The organism is Aureibacter tunicatorum (assembly GCF_036492635.1).
Lineage (GTDB): Bacteria > Bacteroidota > Bacteroidia > Cytophagales > Cyclobacteriaceae > Aureibacter > Aureibacter tunicatorum.
Genome location: NZ_AP025310.1, coordinates 18,251 through 34,390, shown reverse-complemented (window position 1 = coordinate 34,390; position 16,140 = coordinate 18,251). Strand labels below are relative to the sequence as shown.

Below are 16,140 nucleotides of genomic sequence, written 5' to 3'. Positions count from 1 at the left end.
TATGTTTAAAATAAAAGAAGTTCCTACTTGTTCTTGGTCTTTTGACTATGAGAATAAAATATATAATGAAAAAGAGCTCTCTCAGTTAAGAGATGAAGAAATTAATTCTCTAGTTCGAAATCGCTGTCACTTCCTAAAGGAAATTCTTGAGGTGTTAAATGAGGAAGCTATTCTATTGGTTGATAAAATGATCATAAATGATTCAGGTAATGAATTTACTCAAGTTTTTAATGACTCATCTCTTGATTTTATTACAGAAGAAATCAATAAAAATGCTATTGATTTCATGAAAAATAAGTCATGCTTTTATTGTGAGCTAGAAGGAAGCACTCTTATCGAAACTGAAAAAGAAAAGAATATATATAATGGTGTAATATCTATTAATTACAGTTTACTTCGTAATGGAATAGAATTACATACCTACAGTGATTTATGGAGTCCTATGTCATTAGATGATAATTATCAAATAGATTTAGCTCTCTTAAATAATCCTCGTTTAGAAAGGTCTCTAAAGAAAATAAAAGCTATTGGTAAATACTCTTTTATATCTCCTGATGAGGGCGAATATGGCGATGAAGAATTAGCTCAATTAGGTTTTCGAATAATAACAAATCAAGGAGATATAACAAAGTTTATAGATTTTCCAAAAGGAAGAGAAGAAGAAGTAAAGCCATTCATAAGTCAATATGCTCCTGATTATCCATTAAAAGACAATATATAATGTATTATTGTAGGAAGAACTCTAACTATATCATAAAATTGCTTTCAGTCACATTTGACTAAATAAAAACTTTAGCAAAACAAAAAATATAGCCCCCAGTACCTCAAATCACACTTCGTAAATTAAAAAATAATCAGAAATTAAAAGGAAATGTAAGAAAGATATCTCCAGAATCGATTGCAAATAGATAAGCAGCTCTTGAAGAATTATTAGATTTACGTTTGAGTGAGCAACGAGAGTTTTTCGGTTCTATAGATCAAGGTCATCAAGATGCAATTGACCAAGTTATATCTGGGATTAAAGGATGTGACGATTTAGTAAAATATATAAAATCCATGTCTGAAATTGATCGAAAAAAATTAATACCAAACTATGAAGAATGGTAATATTTATCAATTAGAATCATTATTTGTTCCTTTAAGTGCTTTGGAATATTATCTATAATTGGAATATTTCCATTATCAAAATCTAAAAGATAAGGATTCGCATTATTTTTTAATAATAATTCAATTATCTCTAAATTTAGATTAGAAAATGCTATTCCTAATGGCGTTTTAACCCAAATACTCCCTTCTCTATTTATTGAAATTCTATTTGAGTATTTCACTAATAATTTTACAATCTCAATGTTTTCACTAATTACAGCTGAAGTTAAAGGTGTTCTACCTATTTCATCTTTAATATCGATATCAGCATTAGCCTCTAATAAGGTTTTAACTATTAAAGGCCTTTCTTCTAATACTGCATAAAGAATGGGATACTCATCTTCATAAACAGTATTTACATTTGCCCCTTTGTTAATTAATAATAATATCATCTCATTAATAATATTATCATCTTTTGGGTCATCAATTTCATACAAAACATATTGAATTAAAGAGGGGGAATTATCATTGCCATTTAATAATTTTAGATCTACATTATACTTATAGTCTAGCCATAATTTGAAAGATTCTATATCTAAATTCTCAATTATATTATTAATATCAATGCCTTTACTCATATTACCTTGTAAATTTTTACTGTAATAAATAAAAGGATAAATTATTTAACTTTACAAACAAATCTATGCAATGTATCATTCATTTTTCGCTAAATCATAAAATGATTTTAATTATATTCATTAATATAATTGTAATTTAAATATATTTATAAAATTCAAGCTGAAATAGTGGAAAAGCCATATGACAACACTAATATAATTGCATTCATAAAAAATGAAAATGAAGATCCTTTTGACAGGAGAAAAGCTCTTCTAGAAATAGGTGAATACATTGAATCTATTGGTATGGATAAATATGTAGCTTCCTTACTTGAACATAAAAATTGTCTCTTAAGAGGTACTGCAATTGAAGTGCTTTTACATACACTAATGATAGATGAATATTATTATAATGCTATCCAATTCCTTAAAAAGGATCACTCAAGATATGTTATAGAAAATACTCTTAGTAGTATTTTTGGTTATTATTTTATCAAAAAAAAATATAAAAATAAATTTCTAAAAGTATTGGGGAAGTTATATATTGAATTTAAAAATGAAAGTATAATACATAGAGAGATTTTATTTTGTATCTCTATAATACAAGATCCTAACCCTGAAAAAGTGAAAAAATCAATGAGTCTAGATCCGATAGATTGGAAAAAAGAAATCGATTGGGAAGACTTTGAAAAATATATTCCCAAAAATGATATTCCTATGCGCGAGCTTACTCAGTAAGCTTTCATTTTGAGTTGACTCTAAAAGTATATTTATAAAATTCAAGATGAACAGTGGATAAGCCATATGACAACACTAATATAATAGCATTCATTAAAAATGAGAATGAGGCCCCTTATGATAGAGGCGAAGCAATATTAGAAATAGGTGAATACATTGAATCTATTGGGATGGATAAATATATCGCTTCATTGCTTCATCATGAACATAATTATCTAAGAGCTATAGCTATCAGAGTTTTATTCAGAAGATTAAAAATTGATGAATATTATTATAATGCTATTCAGATATTAAAAAAAGATAATTCAAGATATGTGATAGAAAAGGCGCTTGATGCAATAGTAGAATATTTTTTTATAAAGAAAAAATATAAAAATAAATTTCTACGAGTATTAGGAAAGTTATACATTGAATTTAAGGATGATGAATTAATGATAGATGAAATTTTATTCTGTATCTCAATGTTACAAGATCCTAACCCTGAAAAAATGGAAAAATCAATGAGTCTAGATCCGATAGATTGGAAAAAAGAAATCGATTGGGAAGCCTTTGAAAAATATATTCCCAAAATGATATTCCTGTGCGCGAGCTTACTCAGTAAGCTTTCATTTTGAATTGACTCTATAGTATATTTCTAAAATTCAAGCTGAAATAATGGAGAAGCCATATGACAATACGAATATTCTTAATTTTATAAAAAATGAAAATGAAGATCCTTATGATAGAGGCGAAGCAATATTAGAAATAGATGAATATATTGATTCTATTGGAATGGAAAAATATATTGCCACATTGCTTGACCATGAACATTGTTATTTAAGAGCTATAGCCGCCAGAGTATTGTTAAGCACATTAGAATTAGATGAATACATTAGCAAAATTATTGAAATATTAAAAAATGAGAATTCAAGATTTGTTATAGAAAATATAGTTCGTGCGATAGTAGGTTATTTTTTTACAAAGAAAAAATATAAGAATAAATTCTTAAGAGTATTAGGAAAGTTATACATTGAATTTAAGGATGATGAATTAATGATAGATGAAATATTATATTGTATTTCAATGTTACAAGATCCTACTCCTGAAAGAATGGAGAGATCATGGTCATTAGAGCCTATCGACTGGAAATCAGAAATTGATTGGAAGGAATTTGAAAAATATATTCCCAAAAATGATATTCCTATGCGTGAGCTTACTCAGTGATTTGAGTAATATGCTCAATATTTAGTATACCGTTCACGATTATTAAACCATGAATATTAATAGAAGAGCAATAAAACGTTGCTTAGACTATGTATTTGGTATATATGGAAATCGATCTGAAGATGTTCCGGAAATATCTCAAATTGATGATATAGAAAGAATGAAAGAGGAAGCTAGGTTTTGGAATATATCAAAGGAGCTTAAAATAGCATTGATTTATCTAATTGAAATTAATGATGTAGAAATATTGTCGAGTTTTATAAATGATCGTTGCGATGTCTTTGAAGATGAATATGATGATGAGGGATATGTTAAAAACAAAATTAGGTTTGCTTTGAGCACTGACTGGAGTGAAGTAGGTGAATGTGGGGATGATATCCTAGAAAATTTAACGTTTATCAATTACGATCTAAAAGATTGGAAAAAAATGACAGAAAAAGAAAGGAATTCAATCATTCCGTAGATTATATATAGTAAAAAAATTTGACCTTAGATCTAGATGAAATTATTTATAGCCCGAATTACTCAAATGTTTACCCTGTAAGAATTCGAACAGTACCTGATAGTGATACCTTAAAGTTCTTTTTTTTTAACGTAAAAGTTGGTAAGATTAATTCATACTAAGGTTCCCCCCATTTTTAGTACCGCAAAGTAGTTAAACTTAATTTTTCAAGAGCTTTATAAATTTCAATTTCAGTTAAAGGCAATTGTCGAGTAATGTCACTCATTAAAAGATACAATGCTTATAAAAAATTTAAATTATTTTTTCAATTTTTTTCTCAACGCAGCATAATTGCACTATGTGAATATATATTTGTTTTATAAGTTTTTAAAACGAATAAAAAATGTAGATCATTAATGGTTTACACAGCATTAGTATCAGAGAAATTTTTTACAACTAAAATCAACAAAAATGAAAAAGCTACTATTTACTTTAATTGCAATTATCACGATCATGTCTTCTTGCAATCAAAATGACGACATTCATGAGATTTCATCTTCAAATATTGAGAATAATATACTAAATGAAAATCAAGGGAGCCAACAACCTAGCTCCAGAAGAGGAACAACAGTAACCAAGCATTATACAGATAATTTCGGAGCTAAATATACTTTCGAGTCATTTACTACAACATTGAATGGGACGGTATTTGTCGATGTTATAACGAAAAGAAACGGCAACACTGCCGATCGAATGATCTTCAGATTACATGATTTTGAAAGCAATCATGTGAAATTTGACGTTGTGTCTAATTATATCGAGCATGGTGTTCCAGAGTGGGGTCATACTGGAGCTTCCGGTCCTACTGGAGATACAGGAACTAGCGGCGGCGGAGGTGGAAGCTCTTCCAATAATTCTTCAGGCAGTCAAACATCTAGTGAATGTAGAATTTTGGGTGGTGAAGATTATTGCGCAAGAAATAAAAGATTGTGGGACAGCTTTTTAGCCTCGCATGATTACTTTTCTTTTGTTCTTCAACAAACTCAAAATTGGGCAGACTGCATAGATATAAATGGAAGTGGCGGAGTTAGCAATAAAATTAGCGTGTTGAAATTGGGTCGTGTATCAGGTAATTGCGGCAATGCGGATTCTTATAGCTGCCAAACCCATATAGCAAGCGAAGCCATCAAACTTGTAGCTCTTTGGAAATTAGGTTGCGCGGCTAAATACGGAGTTCCTCACAAGGGGTAATAGAAAATAAAAAAATGAAATTCATGTCCTTTCGATATCCTCGAAAGGACATTTTTTTGAAAAAGGGTGAGTTAGCGTGTTTTGCGCGCATACGATGATATTATATCCCTATTCAATTAATGAAGGTATAAAGAGTTACCTAACTATTCTTTTCTTTAAAATATTGTTCGATGATCGGGTATATATTTTTAACCTTATACTTTAGGGAAGGATCTTTTAATTGATCAACGATAGCAGGATTATCCTCCATTCTCTTTATCAATTCTTTTTTTCTTTTTCCTTTGCCAAAAATGCTTGTAGACAATACATAATCAACCGAGTTTTTTTCTCCTAAATAGTATTTTGTTTCTTTCGTTACTGATTGCCCAGAGTATCCTATTTCATTGATTCTAAAAAAACCTAGGTCATCATGAGAAAAAATCTTTTCCATCATTTTAGGCTTATTGTTAACTTTCACAGGATAATAATACACGTCGTTTTTTTGATTCTTAATTTTAGAAATTTGATGGAAAGATATTTCATTCTTTTTCCCCTTGATATCTTTATAAGCTATAAGATTTCCTTTTAGCTTAAAAGATTGGATATCAATCTGTTCTTTTGCCTGAGTATATAATGTGTATTTTGTGTTTTGAGTTGCAAAAGATGAGGAAAAACTCAAAAATAACGCAAGGATTAAAATTAAAGCTTTCATAGTATTCGTATTTAGTTTTAAAAAAATTATTCTAAAATTGGTATCCACAGCTCCAATTCAAACTGATGATCTGGGTCGTTGGCTTGTTCCTTATTATAATTTGACAATGGCTTTGTGAAGTGTATCTGTTGAGCATTTTTAAGTCTTATTTTATTCTCCGGCAACCATTCGGCAAATATGGCAATATTAAAGTCTTCAATGGATTTTGCGTTTCCTATATGATTGAAAACCACGCATTTTTTTAAGCTTAAAGTCTTTATAGTAAATGGTGAATTAAGCGAATCAATGGATTCTAATGGATACCCTACAAAATGAGATTTCAATTCTCCTATGTCAGAATAATTGTAAATGCTGCAAATTTTATTATGATTGAAATAGGATGGAGGAAACGGAAGCTCCGCCAACTTGGCCCAAAGTTTCTCATCCAAGTTTTCTGCAAATTGCTCAATACCCACAAGTTGAATATTAAGCTCAGGCTCATACTTAGGGTTGGATATTTTTATATTCATTTGACTAATTAATATAGGTTCGACAAATAGGGATTCTAGTTGATCAAATTTAGCCTTGCAGGCTGATGGCGGTATTGAAAAACGTTGGACAAAGGCTTTTGTAAAAGCCGCCGGAGAACTATAACCTACATCAAACCCTATTGAGTATACAGATTCTTTTTCACGGATTAATTTTTTCGCAGCTTCAGTTAATCTCCTATTCCTAACATATTCCATTGGAGCATAGCCTGTAAGAGTTTTAAAAACTCTAGCCATATGATATTTACTGATATAGCTTGCCTTAGCTAGCTTTTCAATGTCTATCTCATAGCTCAGATGTTTTTCAATATATTTTAATGCTCTGTTAATAGGTACCATTTCATACTACTTAAATTTGCACTAGTCCTTTTGATTTACTTACAAGTAATTTTACAATACAAAAATAATGAGCCTTATAGTTCGGCTCTTTGCCATTCTTGCTTTTCATGAAAAAACAGCTCTACAGATGCATTTCATATCCTTTCGATATTACCTGGAAAGACATACTTTTGCTTCTATGAAATAATCAGGTGTAGAAGTATAGGCTAGATTAAATATGAAATAACTTGAAATATTTTTGATTTAAATAACTCACGATATTCACATTGTTATTTTAAACCATCAAAAATTAATTATTATGTCTGATTTTCAACAAACAACTTTCAAGTTCACGACTAATGATGAAACTCCTTTGTCAATTACCTGCGTTATGACGTATGCTGCAGATAATTCTTGGGTACCTATGCCTGAAGGAAAGCCTGTGCAAGGAGGTCAAAACCAAGGGATTCAATATTTGCATATTCCAAACTCAGAAATTTCTCAAGCTGCCAATGGAATCGTATCAGTGCAAATTGACCCTAAGATTGTGAATAATGTTCCATATGCATCAGATAAAGCAAGTTTATTAATTAGTGTCAATGGCAGCAATCTTCATATAGACATTCATAGTAATGGCGGTATGAAAACCACTGGTACTTTTGGCAATAAATCAGTCAAGTTTGATTGTAATTTTGGCAATGTGGGAGGAGATATTTCTGTTATTGATTGTACATCAGCATAATGTTACTTTTAAAGAATAGCTTGTCAGCTATTCTTTATTTTTTTACAATTCTGAATAATTTGTCTCAAGGGATAAATAACATTTCTATCAGCTATCAAAAAGCCATCAAGCTCATTAATTAAACATAATAGACCTTATAAAGCGTTAAATTCTAAAAATATGAGCAAAAAAACACCTCTTAAACATGAGCCGCTGTCTTTATTAGAAATTAAAGATTTACACAATTTTAAGGAACTAAATATTCTATTTATCAAAAAAGAAAGTACCCACATCACATGAGTACTTCAATTGAAAAACAACTAATTTGCTCTTATATTTGATTTGATTATTTCGCCAGTCTTGTTATTCTTGTCTTTTACTACTGCTTTTATATCTATAGAATAAGACACACGTGGAAATTGTTGATTATCTATAGTAGTGCTATTCTTTGCGGATGAATATTCAACCCAAGTGCTTCCTGTTCGAGTATACCATGTGATCTCATATGGAGCCTCAGAATTTGCGCCTATGGACAAGATCCATTCAGCATGATAATTTCTACCTGACACAACTCTATAAGAGCTAGGGCCTGATATACTCAAGTTTATACTAGAGGAAGCTTTTGGATACAAAATCTCAACAGCTTTTTTATCATAAAATGAAAAAGGTCTATATGAATTCCCTGTAGAGCTATTCATTATAGACTGGCTATCGGATGCAGGTGTTCCTGCTAAAAGCGTTTCGCTATTGTCATTGGTATGAGCAAGTCCAAAACAATGGCCCAACTCATGCATCATAACGGTGGTGAGTCCGTCTTCAGTCCAATGATTGTACTTGGTATTTACACTGATAGGAGAACCTATTTTGGTTGAGGTAGCACTATATGCATTCGCAAGCACATTATTATCAGAATAGTATTTTTGAACTCTTATATGAGCGCTACTCGAACTTGAAGTCAATGTGATTTTAATTTTAGAATTGCCTTGATTTAGCGCATTCCATTTGCTAATTGCTCTATTTGTGGCATTTTTCCATTTAGTTGGAACATCCGAATTAACGTAAATTTTCACATCATCAACCAAATGTCGAGGCACTCCATTTCCATAAATTCTTTGCTTAACTCGAGAATTATCTCCAAAGATCATATCGCTTACTGAATGAAAGCCAACCTCTTCGACATCATCAAAACCAATCAACATATCTCCATCATAGACAAAGTGATCATGGCTTAACTCCAGCTTGCTGGTATCGAAGCCAGCATCGTGCAACTTTGCCATTTGATCTGAAATAAAATCGCCCTGACTTAATGATTGAATATCATCATTTATCTCATCGGATGAGTTTGAACACGATGATAAGAACAATGCAGCATACATTGCGACTACAAAAAATAAGTTTTTCATGTGTAATAAATTAGTTATAGTTAAATAATGAGGCGAAATTATGTAATAATATCATGAAAAATAAGCTTTGAAAATCCATCTCCAAAAAGGAAGATGTAATATTTTCATCAAAAAAAAGATGTTTTATCACCAAAATGATAATCTATAACAAGTCATTAATTACAATCTCTAAAAAATGCATGTAAGAAATATTGCACTTTGATTTATTAATAAGAAAAATGATAATAATAGCTTAAACTTGAATAGTCTATTTATACTGAATACAAATCTATAAGAATAAAAAAGGGCGGAATAATTTCCGCCCTAATGATATAATAATACATAAGTCAAACGCTAATCAATAACATCTACTCTTCGTGTTAAATCCGCAGGTGGTCGTGGTTCCTTGCAGGCGACCTGTCCGGGTTTTTAAGCGATTAGCGTTTGTGTAACCAAACCACTTATATAGATGATACTTACATCACCCTAGATGATAAGTATAACGTAATCAATGAGTTATGGTTTTGATTTATGCTAAGTTTCATTCTATTATTCTTAATTGCTGATCATAATAACTAACAGTAGTATCTTTGACTATAATCGTGGAGTTTGAATAATATTGTGATTTTTCATGTATTATATTTGCTTGATTTTATAGTCGCCTAAAATATATGAGGCAATTGTTTCACACAAAACCTCTTCCATATTTTCACTCTGATTTATTAGATAGCATTGATCTTTCGTAAGTTTTAGAGTTGATTGAATTTGGTCATTCTCAAATTTACAAGCGATAAAGTAACTTGTAGTATGATCATTTATATAAAATATATATATCCCTTCATAGCGATCAAAAAAACTGTAATGATAAGCTTCTAATATATTGCCATTCAGAAAATCTGATAATTCATTAAATAGTTTGTTATTTACTTTTCTTAAATTCGTTTTTTCTGCTTTTTTCACATCATTTATTGAAAAAGACATTTTATTTTTAGTATAAAATAGATCTAAATCTATTTGTCCTTTAGCTGTTTTTAATGAATCAAAAAGATTAAAAAATATAATTAAAATTAAATTATATTGCATATAATAAATAATTGAATTCGAGTTACGAATATTCTAAAAAGTATTATATAAAATAAATTTACGATATTTTATATTAAAAATACCATTAATTTCATCTGAATTCATTCTATTTAACAGTCTACTTTTATCATAATTATATCATATATGGTATATAATGTATTGAAAATTTATCTTCTCCTGTTTTGTTGTTTTAATGTTTTAATTGTTTTATTGTTTTCGGGCATTATAACCTATTGAATTATAAGTAGTTGCAAGCATAAAAGACTTAAGTATTAACGCTGAATGCTTATAAATTAACGCTATGTGACTATTGAATTAACGCTTTGTGCTGATGAATTAACGTTAACTGTCTAATGAATTAACGTTATTATCTTTTGTATTAACGTAAACTACCTATCGAATTAACGTTAATGACTAATAAATTAACGCTGACTGCTTGTTTTATAAGCATAATTACCCTATTTTTACAATGTAAAGTTATTTTTATTCAATATTTTCAGCATTCGTATTTACAATGGCGTTAATTCATGAGTCATATATTAGAGACTATAAGATAGTTAAGTCCAACAAGTTCATCAATTCGAGACAGCCCAATATATCGCTTAATGCGCAAAGGGTGCTTATTTTTGCCATGGCGATGATTAAGCCGGAAGATCATATTCTGAAGGCTATTGATGTGCCTATCAGGCTTGTTTTGGGAAAATCAGCTGACGATAAATTGCAAGGCTATGATTACAAGAAAGTCAGGGAAGCTGCGAAAGAGTTGATGGATTTGAAAATCGAAGTTGAAGGCGATGACGGAGCTTGGGAAGAAATTAACTTTATTCAGAAGTCATCAGGAAAGGCTGGAGTGTCGTATATTTCAATTAAGTTCTCAGACGATGTGAGAGAATTTTTGCTTGACTTGAAAGACAACTATACCAGCTATGTCTTGAACTCGGTTTATAATTTTAAAAACCCTTATTCCTTGAGAATTTATGAGCTTTGCAAGCAGTATTTGAAAATTGGGAAGCGGGAGATTAGTGTCGATAAGTTGAAGTTTTTGTTATCGATAGAAAACAAGCATAATCGCTGGAGTAATTTCAAGCAAAATGTGATCGACAAGTCTTGCAATGAGATTAATGAATTTTCGGATATTTTGATATCCTTTGATGAGATCAAAACGGGACGAAAAATCACAGGTTTGGTATTTTATATCGAACGGCAGAAGAAGCCAGGAGTTGAGCTCATGCTTAATAAGGAAATAAGTTCCTTAGATCAACATGCAGATGCACTTATAGCTTCTCGTACCGATATTAAGAACCCAGAGGCCTATAAGGCTAAATTGATCAACTCAGAGGACTTCAAGAAAGATTTCGAGCGCCAACAAATAGAGAAAGAGTCCAAGATCAGGAAGCAGGCTCTCAAGCAAAAGGAAAAAGAAGAAAAGAAACAAGCAAAGGAAAAGTCCGAGCTATACAATAAGTATTATTTGGATGTTCGAAAGAAGTATATCGAAGAGTTTCCGGATTCTTTCAAAGCCAAATATGTGGAATGGGTAAAAGAAAATGGGAATGCCGAGGAGAAGAAATCCTTGCAGGAACTTATTGAGAAAAGAGAGAAAGCTCCTCAAAGGTGTTGGAATCTCTACGGCACGTTTCTTATCAAAAACTTTGGAACAGAAGAGGATTTAAAATGGCTTGATATTGAACAATGGTGGATGGATAATCAGTTGAATAATACGGTTGAACAGTCAGCCTTTTGATGTCTTTTTCTACTTTGATTTTAACCATTTGATTATGTTCAATAGTGATTATTGAATAAGCTTATATTTTGCTTGGGTTCCTATTTTTGTTTTTATGAAGAATAGGAATCACAAGCCGTATTTTGACAATAAAGTCTCTAAGTCGATATTCTCATTGATCATGTTCATGAGTTCTTTGCGGAGCGCGTATCTCTCACAATAGCTTTTAGCTCTTTTTCCATAGATAGTGGAGAATTTGGAAAATAACGCGCGTTTTTCATCAAGATCCATGCTTATCAATCCTTTTGTATTGAAGCGCGCATACCAAATATTCCAAAATAAACCGGTAGCTTCCACTTTATCTGGTATGTCTTCGATATTCGAAGCGTTGTTTTCCTTAAGATTGTTGTATACTTTCAGTAGTTTTTTTCGATTCGCCGAGTAGGCGGATTTGAAGTTTTTATCAGAATCATTGCTGGAAACGTCCACTCTTTGAGTTTGGGATGAGTGTATATGGCTCTTCAGGATGGCGTTTCGCTCTTTTTTATAGCATTCTAGCCAATGATGCACAACAGACTTGTTAATGCCCATATACGTTCCGTAAATGCCTATGGCGCCTCTTTCCCATATGGTGTTCAGTTCTTCCAATGTTATCATCTTGTGATACTTGAATAAATCGACAATATCTTCAATGACCAGCCTCTTATGATGTATGTCTTCTTCCTGATGAGAATCAATCCAGTCCAACCGCAAAGAGCTTTGTCTTTTGACCATGATGAACAATTTCAATATGCTTGCTATAAGCAAATCATAAGCTTTGTTGATTTGCTCATCAGAAGGATTTGATGAATGTTGCTTGAGCATGCGGTATAAGGATTGAGATTGATATTGACTTTCGATCAATATTGCTTGCTCATTTTTGACTAGGGTGCATGTGGCCATATTATTGTTAGTTGTTGTGTTTCAAAAGAGTATATGGAAATAGGTTAACCTTGAGTCATGAGTGCAAACATTGGAATTATTCCATTCTTTTGCGTCTGAAATATGCCAAGTCTTCCTCAATGGATGATTTCATGTTTTGAGTAGGTTTGTTGATGTTTTTCAGGTAAGCCAAAATGTTGTTGATATTGAAATAAATACTGCTTACATCCATTCTGTCTTTGAAAAATGAAGGCAATTGATCCCATGAGGAAAAAATAAAATTCAAACTGTCAATGCTTTGAGACCAAGAAGTATTTGTTTTGGAGTTTTTCAAAAATAAAATAATTCGCTTAAGGTTGGCTGCTTCCTTAGCTTCAAACTTGGGTTTTATCCCCACATTTCGTTCGTAAAAATTCAAATAGGACTGGACAGTCATGTTCCATGCATCACCGTCGATTTTTTGATTATTCTCTTTAAATGAATTATTAATGTTTGAATCCGTTGCGGGACGCAAAATATTTGATTTAGTATTTTCTTTATTATTAGCTTTAATATTATGTTGCTCAAAAACGCCTAGGCCCCCTGTTTGATTTTGCTTATGCCCCTCTTCATTTTTGCATAGGGGCTTACTCGAAACTGCTTTGCCCCCTGTTGCATTATTCGCTGCGGTTTTTGAATCCTTCAGAAAGATCTTCCTATTCGTATTGGCTTCCAGCCTTACGTCTATGTGATTGGATTTGTGCAACTGAGAAATAAGCCTGCTGATCGTAGATTCACTGCAATCGTATAAGTTCGCGAAGTATTTATTGCTTGCATAGCAATACCCTTCCTTGTTGGACAAAGATGTTATCTCTCCATAAAGAAGCTTTGCTTTATCGCTGATATTGTTGTCATATCTTACTTGAGCAGGAATGATGGCATAATAGTTTGGTTTTGTGATCATCTAGCAGTGTTTGTTAGTTATTAATATGGGATTTTTTTTATTTGTCATTTATGAAAACATTACCTTTTGGTTTGAGAGAATATGTTATTGTTACTTAAATATTTAACAGCTAAATATTTTAGTTAAATATAGTGAAGTTTTTCATTTATACCAAAACCTTTATTGTTAATTATTTCTTAAAATAATCAATCAGAAGTTTATTTAAAATGCGATTATCATTGATAATTCACTCATTTTCATTGATAATAATATTAGTATATTTTTCTTTTGAAATTAGCTTTTTGGGCATATTTGATGGCCTATTTAAATATTTTATCATAGATGTTATTTTTATTGAAACAGTGCTGCATATATATGCCATAATTTTAATTTTTTAAAGAAGAGTATTGCATTGTTATTTTAGCGGATAAGAAATGAAAATTTAAAAATTCTGAGCAATGACATTAACGGAATCACTCAAATCATTTGTCAATTTGGTGGCAAATCAAGAGGAGGAATTATACTCAAAAATATGCAAGGTGAAGAAAGTTTACCTTAAAAGATCTATTTGCGATGTGGAACCATTGGACGGGGGACCGATGATTCATGGTGTCAAATTGCAAACAGAAATGTGCAATAATGAAAATGACAATATCCCGTCCACGAGTTTTATCCAAGTGCCAAAAGAAGGCAGTACTGTATTGGTGAACTTTGTCAACAGGGATTCTGCCCATATCGCATCTTATAGCATTGTAGAAAAAGTCAGCATAGGCGTGAATGAAAGCAATGCGTTGGATAAATCGGATACTTACCAAAGCCTTGAGACAGGCAAGGTGAGCATCGTGGCTCAAAATGAGAAAGAGAACAGTCTAACTCTCGAAGCTTCGAAAAGACCAAAATCCGATGCGTCTGGAGGCGATTTCAGTAATCTGCCTGGCAGCAGAGCAATGTTGGAAAATAATGGCGATTCTGCCGCATCCGAATTGCTTTCTCAATATGAAGATGACAAGCTGAGCAAAATAAAAATGGACGCCAAGTCGGGAGATTCGACTATAGCTCTTCAAGCTGATCAGGCTTCCGACAAGTCGAGCTCCATTCGCATGGAAACATCCGGCGATGCTTCAGAGCTTGCGATGGAAACTAAGCAAGGAGAAGACAGATCAAGCATCATAGCTAATACAGATAAAATAAGCTTCATAATCGATAAGTCATGGACTATCGACATGAATAAAGGTGGCGATCTACAAATGACTGCCTTGGATAATGGTACAGACATTTTGATAAGCAATAAGGGGGCGATTACTATCGAAAATGAAGACTCTACGATTACAATGACTGGATCAGAGATAACTATTGACAATGGTGGAGCAAATATAAAAATGTCCGGATCGGAAGTGAATATAAATAAAGGAAGTTTGAAAATAATGTAATATGAATATGGCAGAGCAACAACCTAAACTCGAATGCGGTCATGATCGGGACCAGTTTAATACAGAAGAAAAGTGCTTGAAATGCATCTATCAAGACTCGATCAAAGTGTATGAGGATTTTTTCACGGAAGAAGAATGCGACTATATTGTGAAGCTTAGCCAGGGAAGTTTTGAAAGAAGCTTCACCGGCGGCGATCAAAAAACCATTTCCGATATAAGAACAAGCTACAGCGCTTTCTTTGACGGTTGGGATAATAAGCGTATAAGACCTCTCTATGATAGAGTAGCTAAGCTTATGAAGATCAATGCGGAGAATATAGAGCCTTTTCAATGCGTGTCATATGAGGATTTTCAATATTACAAGCCGCATTTAGATGCCTTTGATATAGAGGGAAGCGATAAGACCTTGATGCATGGAGGCCAAAGGTGGGGAACATTGCTTGTGTATCTTACTGACGATTACAAAGGAGGAGAGACTTACTTTCCGGAAATAGGGTACAAGGTAAAGCCTAAAAAAGGAAAAGCTATCTTTTTCTTCAATCTCGATGACAAAGGCAACAGACATCCCTATTCTTTGCATACTGGATTGCCTGTGTACGAAGGCAAGAAATACGCTTGCAATATCTGGTTGAGAGAGAATAGTTTCCGATAACAAATGAGTCAATCCGTTGATTAAAATACATTTACAGTATTTAAGCTAATAAATAACAAGGTCCTCCTTTGAAGAGGGACAAAAGAGATGATCAAATAAATACCCTTAAAATTAATATAGCAAAATAATTTTGCTTAGGTGCCTAGCATAAACAATCCCTGGAATGTAGCATCATTTTTTGATTTGCCAATCAGCCTAAAACTCTTCCTGAAAAGGGGGGATTTTAGGCTTTTTAATTTTTAAACATTATCACGAGTTGGTTTTTACCATTCTGTTTTCCTTCGGAGGAAATGCAAAAGAGGACTTAATTAAATACCCATTTACATTCATAGTTTTCCCATATCAATAGCCAACAATCTTGCAGCATTAAATATCAATTCGAAGTATATGAGCATATACTTTGGATTAAGACTGAAAATCAATGCTTTACATA

General features: G+C 32.0%; 17 protein-coding genes. 10 read left to right on the top strand and 7 right to left on the bottom strand.

All coding sequences use genetic code 11. The features are described 5' to 3' along the window. Position 1: 1 nt before the first annotated feature. Positions 2 to 721: a hypothetical protein gene (locus AABK36_RS24875; protein WP_309943126.1), complete on the top strand. Its 720-nt coding sequence runs from the start codon at positions 2 to 4 to the stop codon at positions 719 to 721. Positions 722 to 1,091: 370 nt separating this feature from the next. Here the strand turns inward: AABK36_RS24875 and AABK36_RS24870 are convergent, their stop codons facing one another. Next, positions 1,092 to 1,724, bottom strand: a complete 633-nt coding sequence (locus AABK36_RS24870; protein ID WP_309943125.1) for an ankyrin repeat domain-containing protein — start codon at positions 1,722 to 1,724, stop codon at positions 1,092 to 1,094. A gap of 168 nt (positions 1,725 to 1,892) precedes the next feature. Here AABK36_RS24870 and AABK36_RS24865 point away from each other — a divergent pair, with 168 nt between their 5' ends. From AABK36_RS24865 to AABK36_RS24845, 5 genes are all read left to right on the top strand, one after another. Further along, on the top strand, positions 1,893 to 2,441 hold the full coding sequence (locus AABK36_RS24865) for a hypothetical protein (RefSeq protein ID WP_309943124.1): 549 nt from the start codon (positions 1,893 to 1,895) through the stop codon (positions 2,439 to 2,441). A 53-nt stretch (positions 2,442 to 2,494) separates the two neighbouring features. Further along, positions 2,495 to 3,055 (top strand): hypothetical protein, encoded by a 561-nt coding sequence (locus tag AABK36_RS24860; RefSeq protein WP_309943123.1) that lies wholly within the window; start codon positions 2,495 to 2,497, stop codon positions 3,053 to 3,055. A 40-nt stretch (positions 3,056 to 3,095) separates the two neighbouring features. Then, positions 3,096 to 3,644 (top strand): hypothetical protein, encoded by a 549-nt coding sequence (locus AABK36_RS24855; RefSeq protein WP_309943121.1) that lies wholly within the window; start codon positions 3,096 to 3,098, stop codon positions 3,642 to 3,644. 49 nt (positions 3,645 to 3,693) lie between these two features. After that, positions 3,694 to 4,107: a hypothetical protein gene (locus AABK36_RS24850; RefSeq protein ID WP_309943119.1), complete on the top strand. Its 414-nt coding sequence runs from the start codon at positions 3,694 to 3,696 to the stop codon at positions 4,105 to 4,107. A gap of 450 nt (positions 4,108 to 4,557) precedes the next feature. Further along, positions 4,558 to 5,337 (top strand): hypothetical protein, encoded by a 780-nt coding sequence (locus AABK36_RS24845; protein ID WP_309943118.1) that lies wholly within the window; start codon positions 4,558 to 4,560, stop codon positions 5,335 to 5,337. Positions 5,338 to 5,476: 139 nt separating this feature from the next. Here AABK36_RS24845 and AABK36_RS24840 read toward each other — a convergent pair whose 3' ends face one another. Together AABK36_RS24840 and AABK36_RS24835 are read right to left on the bottom strand one after the other, a co-directional pair. Then, positions 5,477 to 6,028, bottom strand: coding sequence for a hypothetical protein (locus AABK36_RS24840; RefSeq protein WP_338390371.1), 552 nt, complete (start codon positions 6,026 to 6,028; stop codon positions 5,477 to 5,479). 26 nt (positions 6,029 to 6,054) lie between these two features. Then, a complete protein-coding gene (locus AABK36_RS24835) occupies positions 6,055 to 6,894 on the bottom strand; it encodes a helix-turn-helix domain-containing protein (protein ID WP_309943116.1) in 840 nt (279 codons plus the stop codon). A 298-nt stretch (positions 6,895 to 7,192) separates the two neighbouring features. Between AABK36_RS24835 and AABK36_RS24830 the strand changes: the two genes are divergently transcribed. After that, a complete protein-coding gene (locus AABK36_RS24830) occupies positions 7,193 to 7,615 on the top strand; it encodes a hypothetical protein (protein ID WP_309943115.1) in 423 nt (140 codons plus the stop codon). 299 nt (positions 7,616 to 7,914) lie between these two features. On the opposite strand, the gene AABK36_RS24825 is transcribed toward AABK36_RS24830, so the two are convergent. Both AABK36_RS24825 and AABK36_RS24820 read right to left on the bottom strand, forming a co-directional pair. Then, complete coding sequence (locus tag AABK36_RS24825) at positions 7,915 to 8,997, bottom strand: M12 family metallo-peptidase (protein WP_309943114.1); 1,083 nt, start codon at positions 8,995 to 8,997, stop codon at positions 7,915 to 7,917. A gap of 615 nt (positions 8,998 to 9,612) precedes the next feature. Next, entirely contained in the window at positions 9,613 to 10,059 is a 447-nt protein-coding gene (locus tag AABK36_RS24820; RefSeq protein ID WP_309943113.1) for a hypothetical protein, read from the bottom strand. Positions 10,060 to 10,573: 514 nt separating this feature from the next. Here AABK36_RS24820 and AABK36_RS24815 point away from each other — a divergent pair. Next, positions 10,574 to 11,803 (top strand): replication initiation protein, encoded by a 1,230-nt coding sequence (locus AABK36_RS24815; RefSeq protein ID WP_309943112.1) that lies wholly within the window; start codon positions 10,574 to 10,576, stop codon positions 11,801 to 11,803. Between the two features lie 108 nt (positions 11,804 to 11,911). Here AABK36_RS24815 and AABK36_RS24810 read toward each other — a convergent pair whose 3' ends face one another. Both AABK36_RS24810 and AABK36_RS24805 read right to left on the bottom strand, forming a co-directional pair. After that, positions 11,912 to 12,724, bottom strand: a complete 813-nt coding sequence (locus tag AABK36_RS24810; protein WP_309943110.1) for a hypothetical protein — start codon at positions 12,722 to 12,724, stop codon at positions 11,912 to 11,914. Between the two features lie 76 nt (positions 12,725 to 12,800). Then, positions 12,801 to 13,646, bottom strand: a complete 846-nt coding sequence (locus AABK36_RS24805; protein ID WP_309943108.1) for a helix-turn-helix domain-containing protein — start codon at positions 13,644 to 13,646, stop codon at positions 12,801 to 12,803. A gap of 437 nt (positions 13,647 to 14,083) precedes the next feature. Between AABK36_RS24805 and AABK36_RS24800 the strand changes: the two genes are divergently transcribed. Both AABK36_RS24800 and AABK36_RS24795 read left to right on the top strand, forming a co-directional pair. After that, complete coding sequence (locus AABK36_RS24800) at positions 14,084 to 15,055, top strand: hypothetical protein (RefSeq protein ID WP_309943106.1); 972 nt, start codon at positions 14,084 to 14,086, stop codon at positions 15,053 to 15,055. A 1-nt stretch (position 15,056) separates the two neighbouring features. Then, the gene (locus AABK36_RS24795; protein WP_309943104.1) at positions 15,057 to 15,707 is read left to right on the top strand and encodes a 2OG-Fe(II) oxygenase; all 651 of its coding nucleotides are present in this window, start codon (positions 15,057 to 15,059) and stop codon (positions 15,705 to 15,707) included. Positions 15,708 to 16,140: the final 433 nt, after the last annotated feature.